The organism is Rahnella victoriana (assembly GCF_004330295.1).
Classification (GTDB): Bacteria; Pseudomonadota; Gammaproteobacteria; order Enterobacterales; family Enterobacteriaceae; genus Rahnella; species Rahnella victoriana.
This window is the reverse complement of record NZ_SJOJ01000024.1, coordinates 12,448-28,173: the sequence shown is the minus strand read 5'-3', so window position 1 is coordinate 28,173 and position 15,726 is coordinate 12,448. Positions and strand designations below refer to the sequence as shown.

14 protein-coding genes and 1 other RNA gene are annotated in these 15,726 nt (G+C 53.3%); 10 read left to right on the top strand and 5 right to left on the bottom strand.

Annotation, left to right across the window (positions count from 1 at the left end):
- Positions 1-28 precede the first annotated feature (28 nt).
- The 3 genes from argO (at position 29) to EYY67_RS18610 (ending at position 4,518) form a co-directional block, all read left to right on the top strand.
- Positions 29-646: an arginine exporter ArgO gene (argO, locus tag EYY67_RS18620; RefSeq protein ID WP_131694102.1), complete on the top strand. Its 618-nt coding sequence runs from the start codon at positions 29-31 to the stop codon at positions 644-646.
- A gap of 103 nt (positions 647-749) precedes the next feature.
- Complete coding sequence (locus tag EYY67_RS18615; protein WP_095924829.1) at positions 750-1,484, top strand: oxidative stress defense protein; 735 nt, start codon at positions 750-752, stop codon at positions 1,482-1,484.
- Positions 1,485-1,734: 250 nt separating this feature from the next.
- Positions 1,735-4,518: a M66 family metalloprotease gene (locus EYY67_RS18610; protein ID WP_131694101.1), complete on the top strand. Its 2,784-nt coding sequence runs from the start codon at positions 1,735-1,737 to the stop codon at positions 4,516-4,518.
- Between the two features lie 65 nt (positions 4,519-4,583).
- Here EYY67_RS18610 and EYY67_RS18605 read toward each other — a convergent pair whose 3' ends face one another.
- Positions 4,584-5,414 (bottom strand): SDR family oxidoreductase, encoded by an 831-nt coding sequence (locus EYY67_RS18605; protein ID WP_131694100.1) that lies wholly within the window; start codon positions 5,412-5,414, stop codon positions 4,584-4,586.
- A gap of 107 nt (positions 5,415-5,521) precedes the next feature.
- Here EYY67_RS18605 and EYY67_RS18600 point away from each other — a divergent pair, with 107 nt between their 5' ends.
- A complete protein-coding gene (locus EYY67_RS18600) occupies positions 5,522-6,415 on the top strand; it encodes a LysR family transcriptional regulator (protein WP_095924832.1) in 894 nt (297 codons plus the stop codon).
- Positions 6,416-6,443: 28 nt separating this feature from the next.
- Here the strand turns inward: EYY67_RS18600 and EYY67_RS18595 are convergent, their stop codons facing one another.
- Positions 6,444-7,346: a LysR family transcriptional regulator ArgP gene (locus EYY67_RS18595; RefSeq protein WP_013576793.1), complete on the bottom strand. Its 903-nt coding sequence runs from the start codon at positions 7,344-7,346 to the stop codon at positions 6,444-6,446.
- Between the two features lie 227 nt (positions 7,347-7,573).
- On the opposite strand from EYY67_RS18595, the gene rpiA reads away from it, so the two are divergent.
- Both rpiA and serA read left to right on the top strand, forming a co-directional pair.
- Positions 7,574-8,236 carry a ribose-5-phosphate isomerase RpiA gene (gene rpiA, locus EYY67_RS18590; protein WP_095924833.1) on the top strand — a complete coding sequence of 221 codons (663 nt, stop codon included), beginning with the start codon at positions 7,574-7,576 and terminating at the stop codon, positions 8,234-8,236.
- 337 nt (positions 8,237-8,573) lie between these two features.
- On the top strand, positions 8,574-9,812 hold the full coding sequence (gene serA, locus EYY67_RS18585; protein WP_095924834.1) for a phosphoglycerate dehydrogenase: 1,239 nt from the start codon (positions 8,574-8,576) through the stop codon (positions 9,810-9,812).
- A gap of 66 nt (positions 9,813-9,878) precedes the next feature.
- On the opposite strand, the gene EYY67_RS18580 is transcribed toward serA, so the two are convergent.
- The 3 genes from EYY67_RS18580 to zapA all read right to left on the bottom strand — a co-directional run bounded on the left by EYY67_RS18580 (position 9,879) and on the right by zapA (position 11,075).
- Positions 9,879-10,475, bottom strand: a complete 597-nt coding sequence (locus EYY67_RS18580) for a 5-formyltetrahydrofolate cyclo-ligase (protein WP_131694099.1) — start codon at positions 10,473-10,475, stop codon at positions 9,879-9,881.
- Between the two features lie 39 nt (positions 10,476-10,514).
- A non-coding RNA gene (gene ssrS, locus EYY67_RS18575) (6S RNA) lies at positions 10,515-10,698 on the bottom strand.
- A 47-nt stretch (positions 10,699-10,745) separates the two neighbouring features.
- The gene (gene zapA / locus EYY67_RS18570) at positions 10,746-11,075 is read right to left on the bottom strand and encodes a cell division protein ZapA (RefSeq protein ID WP_013576788.1); all 330 of its coding nucleotides are present in this window, start codon (positions 11,073-11,075) and stop codon (positions 10,746-10,748) included.
- A gap of 253 nt (positions 11,076-11,328) precedes the next feature.
- Between zapA and EYY67_RS18565 the strand changes: the two genes are divergently transcribed.
- From EYY67_RS18565 to ubiI, 4 genes are read left to right on the top strand one after another with little or no spacing between them, the layout of a single operon-like run.
- Positions 11,329-11,901 carry a YecA/YgfB family protein gene (locus tag EYY67_RS18565; RefSeq protein WP_095924836.1) on the top strand — a complete coding sequence of 191 codons (573 nt, stop codon included), beginning with the start codon at positions 11,329-11,331 and terminating at the stop codon, positions 11,899-11,901.
- Positions 11,902-11,925: 24 nt separating this feature from the next.
- Positions 11,926-13,242 (top strand): Xaa-Pro aminopeptidase, encoded by a 1,317-nt coding sequence (gene pepP, locus EYY67_RS18560; RefSeq protein WP_131694098.1) that lies wholly within the window; start codon positions 11,926-11,928, stop codon positions 13,240-13,242.
- A 1-nt stretch (position 13,243) separates the two neighbouring features.
- Positions 13,244-14,422: a 2-octaprenyl-6-methoxyphenyl hydroxylase gene (ubiH, locus tag EYY67_RS18555; RefSeq protein WP_131694097.1), complete on the top strand. Its 1,179-nt coding sequence runs from the start codon at positions 13,244-13,246 to the stop codon at positions 14,420-14,422.
- Between the two features lie 17 nt (positions 14,423-14,439).
- Positions 14,440-15,666 carry an FAD-dependent 2-octaprenylphenol hydroxylase gene (ubiI, locus tag EYY67_RS18550; RefSeq protein ID WP_119826877.1) on the top strand — a complete coding sequence of 409 codons (1,227 nt, stop codon included), beginning with the start codon at positions 14,440-14,442 and terminating at the stop codon, positions 15,664-15,666.
- Positions 15,667-15,726: the final 60 nt, after the last annotated feature.

Sequence of the window (15,726 nt, the reverse complement as noted above, 5' to 3'; positions counted from 1 at the left end):
TGTTATTTATTCTCTGAAGGAGTTCTCCATGCTGGCTATTTTCCTGCAAGGACTGGCGATGAGCGCCGCAATGATTTTACCGATTGGCCCGCAAAATGCGTTTGTGATGAATCAGGGCATCCGCCGTCAGTATCATCTGATGATTGCCGGGTTGTGCGCCCTGAGCGACATTGCGCTCATTTGTGGCGGCATCTTTGGCGGCAGCGCGCTGCTGAGCAAATCCCCGACCTTACTGATGCTGGTGAGCTGGGGCGGCGTGGCGTTTTTACTCTGGTATGGCTGGGGCGCGTTTCGTACTGCCTTCAGCAAAAATCCCGAACTGGCGCAGGCCGAAGTGGCGAAGCAAAGCCGCTGGAAAATCGTGGTCAGCATGCTGGCGGTCACCTGGCTGAATCCGCACGTATATCTCGATACTTTCGTGGTACTCGGCAGTCTGGGCGGCAGTCTCAGCCATGATGAGCGTTCATGGTTTGCACTCGGTGCGGTCAGTGCGTCGGTGATGTGGTTCTTCGGGCTGGCGATCCTCGCCGCCATGCTCGCGCCCTGGCTGAATACCGGTAAAGTGCAGCGCGTGATCAACTTTATCGTCGGTGCAATTATGTGGGGAATTGCAATACAACTGGCGCGTCAGACCGGGCTATTTTAAGTTTTGTCACTAATCTTAGTTTCTGTTGTAACGGATTATGCTACGGTTTCGCAGATTGTTTGACCTATCTATTGCCAGATCTTTGATGATTAATGGAGGCACTGTGAAACTGAAAGCATTGGCTGTAGCAGCGATGTTGGGATTAGGGACATTACCGCTGGCGTTACAGGCGGCAGAATTACCTGCCGGGCCGCACGTCGTGACGTCAGGCACCGCAAGCGTGGATGCCACGCCGGATATCGCGACGCTGGCAATCGAAGTCAGCGTGTCAGCGAACGATTCAGCCAGCGCCAAAAAGCAGGCTGATGAGCGCGTGGCGGCATATTATGCGTTCCTGCAAAAAAACGGCATTGAGAAAAAAGACATCAATGCGGCCAACCTGCGTACTCAGCCGGAATACAATTACCTGAAAGACGGCACCTCACAGCTGAAAGGCTATCGTGCGGTACGTCAGGTGCAGGTGACCTTGCGTCAGCTGGATAAACTGAACGAATTGCTGGATGGCGCACTGAAATCAGGTCTGAATGAAGTGCGTGCGGTGGAACTGGGCGTGGCTAATCCGGATAAATTCCGTGATGAAGCACGTCAGAAAGCCATCGAAAACGCCACGCAGCAGGCGAAATCACTGGCTGAAGGTTTCAATACCAAACTGGGGCCGGTTTACAGCATTCGTTATCACGTGGCTAATTACCAGCCAATGCCGGTGGCGCGCATGTATAAAACCGCCGAAGCCGCAGGGCAGAGCGATGTTGCGCAGACCTACGAACAGCAGAGTATTCACTTCGACGATCAGGTCGATGTGGTATTTGAATTGCAGCCACAGGCACCTGCTCAGTAATAATGATTCTGTAAAAATGAGAAAAACCCGCTCCGGCGGGTTTTTTATTATTCCTTTTAAATAAGTTGTCAGTTCTATTATTTTTCAACTCATTAGTTTTTCGTATGGTTTGAGGAGAGATAATTGTCGTTAATATATTAACTGTTTTAAAAATAACATTCAGTATGGGAAGGCGATATTAACAGCGAGAATAATGGGGATACATGAAGACATAACATCTCAATTATTTTTCTGATTCTATGGACTGAATATGAATATTCATAAAACACTTCTGGCAATCGCAATAAGCGCAGGCAGTTTTTCTGCCTGTGCCAGCATCGCTCCGTTAGTTTTCCATCAACAAGATGACGCCATTAACAGCCTGACGGGTTCCCTTAAAGGGCAAGTGAAGTTTGCTCAAACCCATACCATTGATCCTGCTAATAACAGCGCGCAGGAAATGCCGCGTCTGGTCAGTCTGCGTGACACGTTATTTATGTTTATCCCGCATTCGGACAGCACGGGAACAAAGTACACAATACAGCTGACGGATAAAAAGGGCGTCAGCCATGGTCCGTTTACGCTTGCTCCGCCTTCCGCATTGCCAGCCAGTGACAAGGCAGATCCGGCTGACAGCGCACATCCCGACGTGGTGTATTCCGATAATGCCTACAGCGCGAAACTTTCCTGGGATCTGATCGAACCCGGAATGGTGATTTCAATTTCCGATGAAAATGGCCACACGGGCCTGCTGGCGGATATTGATGTGGGCGCTGAAAATGAGGTCATGATCCAGAATATCCGGCTCGGAATGCTGACTGAACCGGCGAAAACCAATGAACTTGAGGGTAATTCCACCTTAGCGGCGGATTATTTCCAGAAAATACCGGTCTCACGGCTGATTGTCGGAAATTACTCCCCGCTGCACCTGACTAAAGTTGTGCTGTCAGATGGCAAGGTTTATGACTATCAAAGCGATACCACCGGGGATGTGTACAGCGGTGATATGCGCGAGGATATCGCCAAGAACCTGATTTCGATGGGCATTGATAATGCCAACTTCGGCATTAATGATTCCGCAGGTTCAACGCAATGGCAACCGGCGTGGTTTAATATTTATGCTGTGCATGAGGCATGTGGTTTTTATCAGAATGGCGTGGTCCAGCATGGCATGAGCGGCGGTAACGGCATGGCAACGCTGACACAGACCACCGGCAATGAACTTAGCCATGAACTGGGGCATGCTTACGGGTTAGGGCATTACCCTGGTGGCGGCATGTGGTCGACGCATAATCCGAATTCGGGCTGGGGCTGGGACAGCTTTAATAACCGTTTTATTGCGAACTTTTTCTGGAATCAAAGCGGGAATACAGTTTCTGAAGGTTACACCACACCGCCATTCGCGGGTATCTATCGCTTCAACAACGATGCGATGGGGGGCGGGGTAGCCAGTTCTCCTTATTCTGCCTATACCTTGTATACCGGCTATTCCCAAAAACGTATTCAGGCCGGAATGGAAAGTACCGGTGTCATTTCTGAGGCCGCTTCTTCGGGTTATCTGATCTGGGATGAAGATAAGCATGAAATGGTTGAACGTAATGATCCAACCCGACTTAAGCCGGTGAAATTTGGCGTTCCTGTGACGACTCTGGTCGGTTTTTACGACCCTGCTAAGGACGTGAAAGGCTACATTTACCCGCCGATGACCAGCAGTTATGGCTACGTCTATGCGCCACAGCCGGTGAAAGGGGGGCAATGCTGGGCGGAAGTGACCTTTGCCGACAATCACAAACAACGTTATCCGCTGGCAGGTGCCCGTCATAACACCGCGCGTATGAATAAATTCCATTTCAATGTTGAAACCGCGAGCAACCCGCAATCCGTCTCCGTGAATTGTCCGCAAGAAGACATGAGTGCGGCTTACGATACCTGGAGAAATGACTACTTCGGCGTGGAAAGAATTAAGAACTGGAGTGCCGACAAAAACGGTGTTGCGGGAGATGTTTACCTCGACACCGATGGCCGCTATTTCAAGCTTAAACATCCGGGTTATTGGTATTACCCTGCGGGTACACAAAGTAATAACGATTGGGAATATCTGACCAATGAGAAGGCGTTGAACGATCTTTTCGCGGCAGAACTCGCCGGGCAAAGCTATGACAGTATGGGCGTTGAATTACTCGATCAGCGTACTATTGAACCCGCCACCGTTGAACCTGCGCCCGCTGTCGTCATCGGGAAATCTGAGGGTTTCACTCAGGTGCTGGAACAGACGATCCGGTTTGAACAAAATGCTCAGCTAAAACCTCACAGCTATGCCACTGTTGAGGCTTTCGAAAAGGATGTTCGCACCTCTTATGGGAAAAGCGACATTAAAACCTGGAGCTCAAAAGGTAAAGACAGCGGTATGCCGGGAGACCTGTACGTCTATGAAAACCCGTACACCAAAACCCGCGACTACTTTATTCTTAAGCAAAAGAACTACTGGTATTTCCCGACCAGCCAGCAGTCTACTCAGGTTTGGGGATATATAGGTTCAGCGACACAATATGTTCATAATGACGTTTCGCCGCTGTTTGCACATATCAACAAATCTCTTTCAACAGAAAGCTTGCTGAAAAAATATTTCTCCAGGGAGGATATTTTTAGCTGGTCTCAGCGAAAGGCCACCACGCAAGACAGAGAGATATTCGTCTATCAGAACCCTCACAATAAAGATAAGGAGTATTTCCTTCAGCGCAACAGGACGTCCGGGCATTATTTCCCAACCAATAAAAAATCGAATGCAGACTGGTATTATATTGGCGACGAAAAAACGCTGGAAGCGATGAAGCAACTCTCTCAGGCTGATATGGAACAGCAGTTATTGTCATGGTATGGCAAAACCGAATTCAAGCCGTGGCAGAGCAATGCGACCAACAATACGATCGGTGACTTATATAAAAATGCCAATAAGGGAACCCAGGATTACTTCATGCTGAAAACGCCAACCTATTGGTACTTCCCGACTAACCTCACATCAAACAACGACTGGGAATATTTAGGCAGTTATTAACCTTTCCCACATAATGGAAAAACCCGCTCCGGCGGGTTTTTTATTTGTGAACATTTACATCGCGGTCAGGACTCTTTATCCGCCGAAAACGTCACGCCTTTCTGTGCTTCCAGCGCCCGCAATCTTTCCGTCAGTGCGTGGCTGATTGAGGCATAAGCGGTACTGCCCAGCGCCAGACGCAGCGGTGGATTCACTTCACCGGCAGCGGCGATCATCGCCCTGACGGTGTTCAGCGCGTCACCTTTAATGGCAAAATCACCGGAAGCTATCGCCCGGCGGACCTCTCCGGCAGGTGTTTTTTCATAGCAAGGCAAGGGTGTTGCATGATCCAGCCCGGTGCCGAATTCAGTGCGGGTCGGGCCGGGTTCGATGATCAGGAAATCAATGCCAAACGGTGCCACCTCCTGCGCAACGGATTCAATAAAACCTTCAATTCCCCATTTGGTTGCATGATAAAGGCTGAAATTCGGATAGGCGATCTGTCCGCCTTCTGATGAAACCTGCACAATCCGGCCGCCGCCTTGCGCGCGCAGGTGCGGCAAAACGGCGCGGATCAGTTGAATGGAGCCGACCAGATTGGTTGCGATTTGTCTGTCGATTTGTGCGTCACTGATTTCTTCCCCCGCACCGAACAAACCATATCCCGCATTGCTGACCACGACATCAATTCGCCCCATCTTAGTGAATGCCCCGGCGACGGCCGTTCTGATTGGCTGCGTCTCTGTCACGTCAAGCGTGATGATATGCAACTGATCACCATAGAGTGCCTGTAAGGTGTCGAGCGCACCCGGCTTGCGTAAGGTGGCGATCACGCGGTCACCGCGCTCAAGTAGCTGTTCAGTGAGCAGCCGTCCCAGGCCGGTCGATGTGCCTGTAATAAACCATGTCTTTGCCATTCTCAAATGCCTCTGTTGCAGGAGTTGCCAGACATTCAGGGTAGGGCAATACTATTGTTGCGTTAATACCCCATAAACTGCATGAACAGGTGAATAAAATCACACCAATGAGCAAACCGACACTGGCAGAACTCAGGGCCTTTATGGCCGTAGCCGAACACCGCAGTTTCCGCCGCGCCGCCGATCTTCTCGGCATCACGCGATCCTCGCTCAGCCACATTATGCGCGGGCTTGAAGACCGTCTGGGTGCACGACTTTTACACCGCACGACGCGCAGTGTGTCGCTGACCGACACGGGGGAACGCCTGCTTAAACGGATTGACCCGCTGATGAGCGGCCTTGATGCTGCGCTGGAAGATGTGGCGGGCGAGCAGGGACGGCTGACCGGCGAATTGCGGATAAACGGCAGCGAAGGCGCTATCCGCCTGTTGTTACGAGAGATTGTGCCGCAATTCATGGCGCGTTATCCCGGCATTACGCTGGATCTGGTGGCGGAAGGAAAGCTGGTGGATATTGTCGGGGAAGGGTTTGATGCAGGGATCCGGCTGGGGGAAGCGGTTCCCCGGGACATGATCGCGGTACGACTCAGTCCCGATATGCGTTTTCTGGCCGTGGCCTCGCCGGATTATCTTGCGGCGCATCCCGCCCCTGAAACGCCGGATGATCTCGCCCGTCATCAGTGTCTGCGCCAGCGCCTGCCCAGTGGCAAACGCTATCGCTGGGAATTTCAAAAACGCGCAGAGGAAGTGGCGATGGACGTGCCGGGAAGTCTGACACTGGATAATACGCAACTGATGGTGGAGGCTGCGCAGAACGGGCTGGGGATCGCATATGTTCCTGAGGATTATGCGCAGGTTGCGCTGAAAGAAGGGCGTTTAAAGACGGTGCTGGATGACTGGTGCCCGCCGATCCCCGGTTTATTTCTTTACTTCTCGGGCAACCGGCATGTGCCCGCGAGCCTGCGGGCATTGATAGATCTGGTCCGGGAGAAAAGCGGTTAAACGCCACTTTTCACGCCGGATCATTCCGTCAGTCCTGACGCAATACCTGATGGCCGTGGGCGATCAGCGCGTCGGTCACTTTACGCATCATGCGGCTTTCCGGCGCGAAACGGTGCCAGTACAACATCCGGCGCTGGAACAGACCCGGTGTCAGGTCGATCAGTTCGCCGCTTTCCAGTTCTTTCTCGATTTGCAGATGCGGGATCATGCAGCAGGTGGTGCCCTGACGGGCGAGCTGGACGAACGCTTCTGACGAGTTAACGATGTGGCACGGCACGCTGCCCGGCGACAAGTCGAAATTCTGTTGCAGGAAAGCCTGATGCATATCGTCCAGATGGTCGAACGCCACCGCAGGCGCTTTCAGTAAGGCCGAACGGGTGACGCCATTCGGGAAATAGCGGTCAGCAAAAGGCTTGGAGCCGACAAACAGATAGTCCAGCGCACCCAATTGATCCACCAGACAGCTTGGCAACGGTTGTGGCTGAATACTCACCGCCCCGACCACTTCGCCGCGACGCAGACGTTCCTGAGTGCGCGTTTCATCTTCCACCTGTAAATTCAGGCGGATAGGGGAATCAACCAGCACCGATTTCAGTGCCGGTAACAGCCAGGTTGCCAGGCTGTCGGCGTTGACCGCCAGCGAAAGCAACAGCGGCGTATCATTGCTTTCATTGTTGCTGTCACTGCCCAGCCACTCTTCTTCCAGCAATTCCACCTGATGTAACAACGCCAGCAGTTTCTGACCCTGCTCGGTCGGGCGAGGCGGAACGGTACGCACCAGCAGCGGCTGGCCGAATAAATTTTCCAGTTGTTTAATACGCTGAGAGACCGCCGATTGTGTGATGCAAAGTTTCTGCGCAGCGCGCTCAAAACCGCGCTCACGGATCACCGCGTCCAGTGCCTGTAGCGTTCTATAGTCCGGGCGTTTCATCGGAATTCTGTCCCTTGGATTTAATTTTATCCGGACACTATGCCACAGATTGTCAGGTTTTGTGGTGAGGAAAATCGGAGGAATGGCAGCACAATTGCACTTAATAAGTGTGATCTGGTCACGCACCTGGTCGCCCAATTTGCCGGGACATGCTTTATAATCACCGGCAGAATTCGTTTCATCCCACTATTCACAGCACTTTCGTGTTATCAGACAGAGAAGCCATTATGACGCAGGAAGAATTGAAAAAAGCAGTCGGCTGGGCCGCGCTGGATTACGTGACTCCGGGCACCATTGTAGGTGTCGGCACCGGATCTACCGCCGCGCATTTCATTGATGCACTGGGTTCTGTCAAAGGCCAGATCGAAGGCGCAGTGTCCAGCTCCGATGCCTCCACCGCAAAACTGAAAAGCTTAGGCATTCATGTTTTCGACAGCAACGAAGTGGATTCTCTGGATGTGTACGTTGACGGTGCCGATGAAATTAACGGCTCAATGCAGATGATCAAAGGCGGCGGCGCGGCGCTGACCCGCGAAAAAATCATTGCCGCGATCGCCAAAAAATTCATCTGCATTGTGGATGCTTCCAAACAGGTCGATGTACTGGGCAAATTCCCGCTGCCGGTGGAAGTGATCCCGATGGCACGTTCTTATGTGGCGCGTGAACTGGTGAAACTCGGCGGCCTGCCGGAGTACCGCCAGAATGTGCTGACCGATAACGGTAACGTGATCCTCGATGTGCATAATCTGAATATCGTCGATGCCGTCGCGATGGAAAATAAGATCAACAGCATTGCCGGTGTGGTGACGGTGGGGCTGTTTGCTAACCGTGGCGCGGACGTGGCGCTGGTCGGGACATCTGAAGGCGTTAAAACTGTTAAGCTGAAATAAGACAGCGATAAGCAGAAGATCTGGCTGCTCAGACAAAAGCAGCCAGACACACTCCTGTCATAATGCAATGTTATGAAGATGATAATTTTCTGACTGAATCATCTTTTCTTCAGAAGTCTTAATTTGGTGACTTATGTCACATTCCTGTGTTTCTCCTCCAGAACGTCTGGCTCCGCAAAATCTAACCAGCATGAAATGCTAAAAACCATCACGCGCGGTGAGCCTTCTGCTACCGGGCAGGCAATCGTTTGTATTGATGATGGCGGATTTTTTGTTATGTTGACGGGGAGCAGTCACCTTGCAGTCAGATTTCAGTCAGAAAATATAGGGTCGGGAAATGGCAAAAGTATCACTTGAGAAAGACAAGATTAAATTTTTGTTAGTGGAAGGCGTCCACCAAAGTGCGGTTGATACACTCCGTGCAGCGGGTTACACCAATATTGAATTTCACAAAGGTGCTTTAGACACGCAATCGCTGAAAGAATCGATCCGTGATGCGCACTTTGTTGGACTCCGATCGCGTACTCAGCTGACTGAAGAAGTGTTCCAGGCAGCAGAAAAACTGGTGGCTGTTGGCTGTTTCTGTATCGGTACCAATCAGGTGGATCTGAAAGCCGCCACCCGTCGCGGTGTTCCGGTCTTTAACGCGCCGTTCTCCAATACCCGTTCTGTGGCGGAAATGGTACTGGGCGAAATGCTGCTGATGATGCGCGGCATTCCGGAAGCCAACGCCAAAGCACACCGTGGTGTCTGGAACAAGCTGGCAGTCGGATCCTTCGAAGCGCGCGGCAAACGTCTGGGCATCATTGGTTACGGCCACATCGGTACGCAGTTGGGGATCCTCGCGGAAAGCCTGGGGATGCGCGTCTTCTATTACGACATCGAAAGCAAATTGCCATTGGGTAATGCGCAGCCGATTGCCTCGCTGGAAGAATTGCTCAACACCAGCGACGTCGTGACGTTACATGTGCCGGAAACCCTGAGCACCAAAGACATGATTTCTGAAGTGCAGCTGGCACAGATGAAGCCGGGCGCACTGCTGATCAACGCCTCACGTGGCACCGTGATCGACATTCCTGCGCTGTGCAATGCACTGCGCAGCAAACATTTGTCCGGCGCGGCCATCGACGTCTTCCCGGAAGAACCGGCAACCAACAGCGATCCGTTTAATTCACCGCTGTGTGAATTCGATAACGTGCTGCTGACGCCACACATCGGCGGTTCCACCATGGAAGCGCAGGAAGGTATCGGCCTCGAAGTGGCAGGCAAACTGGCGAAATACTCTGACAACGGTTCTACGCTGTCAGCGGTTAACTTCCCGGAAGCATCGCTGCCCGCTCACACCGAGAAAGCCAGCCGTCTGCTGCATATTCACGAAAACCGTCCGGGCGTGCTGACCAGCATCAACCAGATTTTCGCGGAGCAAGGTATCAACATTGCTGCACAGTATCTGCAAACCAGCCCTGAAATCGGTTATGTGGTTATCGATGCAGAAACAGATACCGCAACACTGAATACCGCGTTGCAGCTGATGAAGGCCATTCCGGGCACCATCCGCGCCCGTCTGCTTTACTGATCTCAGCCTGAAATGACAAAGGCGCCGGAGGGCGCCTTTTTGCTGTCTGCGGTTTAGCGCCTCTTTCTACCACGTCCATACTTTGCCGGGGGTAATCACCTGCGGCAAAGGCACATCCCAGTGTTCCACCGGCAGGGCATCGACATGCTGACAATCGTGCGCCAGACCAATCGGATAAGGTCCGCCATTCTTCCAGCGTTCCAGCGTGCGGTCATAAAAACCGCCGCCCATGCCTAAACGTTGCCCGACGCTGTCGAACGCCACCAGCGGCGTCAGAATAACATCCAGCCGGGACAGCGGAATGACCTGCGTGACATCCAGTTGCGGTTCGAGAATATTGAGACGATTACGCACCAGCGGCGTGTCAGGGGTATAACGCAGGAAAAGCAGGTTACCGGGGACGAAAGGGTGCAGCACCGGCAGACACAGTTGTTTGCCTTCACGCCACAGACGGGCGATGACGGGTGCGGTATCGAGTTCACCATCAAAGGACAGAAACAGGGAAACGGTGATGGCAGATTGAATCTCAGGATGCGTGGCGACACGTTCTGCGGCCTGCAGGGCAAAAGTGGTTTGCTGTTCAGTGGTCAGCGCGTTTCTGCGTTGGCGTATTTCATTGCGGATGAGGTGTCGGGCTGAAGCGAACAAAGGTGTGTAAGGCATAGATACAAACACCAGAAAGGGATGTACCGAAAAGAAAGGGGAATCTCCGAGATGCCGTCGCAGGCTGTAACCCTTGAACCCATGGTTCAAGGTGAACGTGCTGTCGCAATCTTTAGGCTTCTCGGACGGACCGAGCATGCGCACCGATTACGGATCATCACATTCTGTTGGTACTAATTATCGGCTCAGGGGACGGGCCCGCTGGCGAACATCTCAGAGAAATTTTTTACCGTTTCTGACGACCTGTGACCAGTCAGTCAGCAACGTGTGTTATTCGAAAGGCGCCCCTTCACGTTCAGAGATCCGGCCTTGTTCGAGCAATGCCTGCTCGATGGTTTGTTGCAACATCCGGATACGTTGTTCCATATTGGATGCATAATCGCGCGTTTTCAACCTTTCCTGAGCAAGTTCGTGACATACGTTCAATGCCGCGATGAAGACCAGTTGCTCTGTATTGGTGACTCTAGTGCGAACTTTCAGATCTTGCAACCGCTGATTAAGATCTTCAGCTGCCAGATTCAGTGCTTCCTGTTGTTCTGGCGGACAATTCACCCGTAAAGAGCGACCAAAAATTTGAATATCTACCGGTTGTGCAGACATGCCACCTTCCTGCTGATTTATTCGTCCGCCCCAACGTGACCACTACGACCTGGCGCAGGATGTTGGAAGCGGGCGCCACTATAACTATCTCAATACCAGGTTACAACCCCATGACCGACTGACTGCTGCCCGATTGTTCAGGGCGTGCCATTCATGCCTTAGACCACCCAATCGCGGGCTGCTAATCTGGTACTACGACAGACCTTGGTGGTAGCATAACACGAACTTAACCTGCCAACGATGGCGAATGCGCATGTCTATTGAGAATACTTACCCTACTTACGATTCGTTGGATCAAAACCTGAAACAACAATCGGTTGCTCTGACCGCAGCAGAAATGCACGGTTTGATCAGTGGCTTGCTGTGCGGCGGTAATCGCGACGGTAGCTGGCTGACTCTGGTTCATGATCTGACCAACGAAGGCATCGCCTTCCCGCACACGCTGGCGGATTTGCTGCAACAACTGCGCAAAGTCACCGCAGATACGCTGGAAGATGACAGCTTCGAATTTAAAATGATGATGCCGGATGACGATAAAAACGTCTTTGAGCGTGCTGATGCACTGGCGGGCTGGGTTAACCATTTCCTGCTGGGGCTGGGCATGATGCAGCCAAAACTCGCTAAAGTGAAAGGCGAAGTCGGTGAAGCGATCGACGATTTGCGTAGCATCGCGCAACTCGGTTACGACGAAGATGAAGATCAGGAACAATTAGCGCAGTCTTTAGAAGAAGTGGTGGAGTACGTCCGCGTGGCGGCCATCCTGTGCTTTGGTGAATTCGGTCACAGCCGCCCGACGGCTGCAGAAAATCACCGTACATTGCATTAATTAAAACGATTTCAGGAGAAGGTGATGACTCAGCAAGAGTACGAGAATCGTCGTCAGGCGCTGTTAGCGAAGATGGCACCGGGAAGCGCGGCAATCATTTTTTCTGCGCCGGAAGCACCGCGCAGTGCCGACAGTGAATACCCGTATCGTCAGAGCAGTGATTTCTGGTATTTCACCGGATTCAATGAACCGGAAGCGGTGCTGGTCCTGGTGAAAAGTGATGAAAATCATAACCACAGTGTCCTGTTCAACCGCGTTCGTGATCTCACTGCTGAAATCTGGTTTGGTCGTCGTCTGGGTCAGGACGCGGCACCCGCCAAACTTGGCGTGACCAAAGCGTTGCCGTTTGACGATATCAACGACCAGCTTCACCTTCTGCTTAACGGCCTCGACGTGGTGTACCACGCACAAGGCGATTACGCCTATGCCGATGACATCGTGAACCGTGCGATGGAAAAACTGCGTAAAGGTTTCCGTCAGAATTTCTCTGCTCCGGCCACGGTCACCGACTGGCGTCCGTGGGTGCATGATATGCGCCTGTTCAAATCAGCGGAAGAAATCGCCATCATGCGCCGCGCCGGACAGATCACCGCGCTGGCCCATACCCGCGCGATGGAAAAATGCCGTCCGGGCATGTTTGAATACCACCTTGAAGGCGAAATTCATCACGAATTTAACCGTCACGGCGCCCGTTATCCTTCCTACAACACCATTGTGGGCGGCGGCGTAAACGGCTGCATTCTGCATTACACCGAAAACGAATGCGAACTGCGTGACGGCGATTTAGTGCTGATCGACGCCGGTTGTGAATATCAGGGTTATGCCGGTGATATTACCCGTACGTTCCCGGTGAACGGCAAATTTAGCAAAGCGCAACGTGAAATCTACGACATCGTGCTGGCGTCAGAATACAAAGCGCTGGAAGTCTTCGGACCGGGCAGCAGCATTCAGGCCGCGACCGAAGCCGCAGTGCGCGTGATGATTGAAGGCCTGATCAAACTCGGCGTGATGAAGGGCGACGTCGAAACCCTTTACGCTGAACAGGCGCACAAACAGTTCTTCATGCACGGTTTATCGCACTGGCTGGGGCTGGACGTGCATGACGTCGGCCATTACGGCTCGGCAGATCGCAGCCGTACGCTGGAACCGGGCATGGTGCTGACCGTTGAACCGGGCCTGTATATCGCGCCGGACGCCGACGTCCCCGAAGCGTACCGTGGCATCGGTATCCGTATCGAAGACGACATTCTGATCACCGCCACCGGCATTGAAATTCTGACCGGCGATGTGGTGAAAGAAGCCGATGATATTGAAGCCCTGATGGCGGCGGCACAGAAATAATATGAGCATTGTCATTGTTGGCGGCGGGATGACCGGCGCAACGCTGGCGCTGGCGATTTCCTCGCTGACCGAGGGGCGCTTGCCGGTGCATCTGGTGGAAGCCACTGCGCCTGAACATCACGGACATCCGGGTTTTGATGCCCGTTCGATTGCGCTGGCACAAGGCACCTGCCAGCAATTATCGCGGGTGGGTATCTGGCCTGCGCTGGCGAATATCGCCACGCCCATCCGGGATATTCACGTCAGCGATCGCGGTCACGCGGCCTTTGTGAACCTCAATGCCGCGCATTATGGCGTTGAGGCGCTGGGGCAGGTGGTTGAGTTGCATGAAGTCGGTAAGCGCCTGTTTGCGATGCTGAAAAATGCCCCCGGCGTCACGCTGCATTGTCCGGCCAAGGTCACGGATGTCGCACGTTCGCAAGAGTCTGCCAGCGTGACACTCGACAACGGTGAAACGCTGACCGCACAACTTCTGGTGGCGGCGGACGGCTCACACTCCTCACTGGCCAAAGCCTGCAACATTGGCTGGCAGCGTGAAGATTACGGTCAGATTGCCGTGATCGCGAATATCGCCACCAGTGAGCCACACCACAACCGGGCGTTTGAACGCTTCACGAAGCACGGACCGCTGGCGTTACTGCCGATGTCCGATGGCCGCAGTTCGCTGGTCTGGTGTCATCCGCGCGAAGCCAAAGAAGAGATCGATAACTGGAGTGAAGCACAGTTCCTCAGTGAGCTGCAAAAAGCCTTCGGCTGGCGGCTGGGTACCATGAAACAGGCCGGTAAACGGTTCAGTTATCCGCTGCAATTGCAGCGAGCCAACAGCCATATCAGCCACCGTCTGGCGCTGGTGGGGAATGCGGCGCAAACACTGCATCCGATTGCCGGACAGGGTTTTAACCTCGGTCTGCGTGATGTCATGACACTGGCCGAAACGCTGGCCAATGCCGCGGCACAAGGCGCGGATGTTGGCAGTTACCGCGTGCTGAGTGACTATCAGCAGCGCCGTCAGCCCGATCAGCAGGCAACCGTCGGCGTGACCGACGGCCTGATCCACCTCTTTGCCAACCGCTGGCTGCCGTTAATGGTCGGACGTAATCTCGGCTTACTGGCGATGGAAGGCATTACGCCATTACGCGATGCGTTTACCCGAAGAACTTTAGGCTGGGTTGACCGTTAAGCCTTACAGGAAAAATTATGCAATCTTTTGATGTGGTTATCGCCGGTGGCGGAATGGTCGGTCTGGCGCTGGCGTGCGGATTACAGGGCAGCGGTTTGCGCATTGCGGTGCTGGAAAACCAGCAACCGGATCTCGATTCGCCGTTACCGGAACAGCCGGGTTTACGGGTTTCGGCAATCAATGCCGCCAGCGAACGTCTGCTGAAATATATCGGCGTCTGGGACAACATCATTGCTCAGCGTGCCAATGCCTATCAGGGGATGGAAGTCTGGGATCGTGACAGCTTCGGCAAAATCGCCTTCCGTGGCGAAGAATATGGCTTCAGCCATCTGGGTCACATCATTGAGAATCAGGTGATCCACCGTGCGCTGTGGCAGCGTGCGGAAAAATCTTCCGACATCACGTTGCTCGCACCGGCCACATTGAAGAACGTAGCCTGGGGCGAAAACGAAGCGTTTATCACCCTTAATGATGATCGCCAGCTCAGCGCGCGTTTAGTGGTCGGCGCGGACGGCGCACAGTCATGGCTGCGCCAGCATGCCGACATCCCGCTGACTTTCTGGGATTACCGTCATCATGCACTGGTGGCGACCATCCGCACGGAAGAGCCGCACCAGTCTGTTGCACGTCAGGTCTTTCACGGTGAAGGTATTCTGGCATTTCTGCCGCTGGCGGATGCGCATTTGTCTTCCATCGTCTGGTCAGTGTCACCGGATGAAGCACAGCGCCTGAGCGCGCTGGAGCCTGAAGAGTTCAACAAAATCCTCGCCAGCACTTTTGACCTGCGACTGGGCGTGTGTCGCGTAGAAAGTGAGCGCCTGACCTTCCCGCTGACCGGCCGTTATGCCCGCAGCTTTGCCGGACAACGCCTGGCGCTGGTCGGCGATGCGGCACACACCGTGCATCCGCTCGCCGGACAGGGCGTGAACTTAGGCTTTATGGATGCTGCTGAACTGGCGTCTGAAATCAAACGTCTGCAAAAAGAAGGCAAAGATTTCGGCCAGCACATGTACCTGCGCCGTTACGAGCGTCGTCGTAAACACAGCGCGGCGCTGATGCTGGCGGGTATGCAGGGCTTCCGCGAACTGTTTGCCGGGGATAATCCAGCCAAAAAACTGCTGCGCGACATCGGCCTGACGCTGGCGGATTCCCTGCCGGGTGTGAAACCGAAACTGGTCCGTCAGGCCATGGGGCTGAACGATTTACCCGAATGGTTACGGGACGATTCACTTCGATTGAAATAATCTAATTTCAGCTCAATTTTTCCATTACATTTTCTAATCCGGGTCCGGATTTTTCATTCT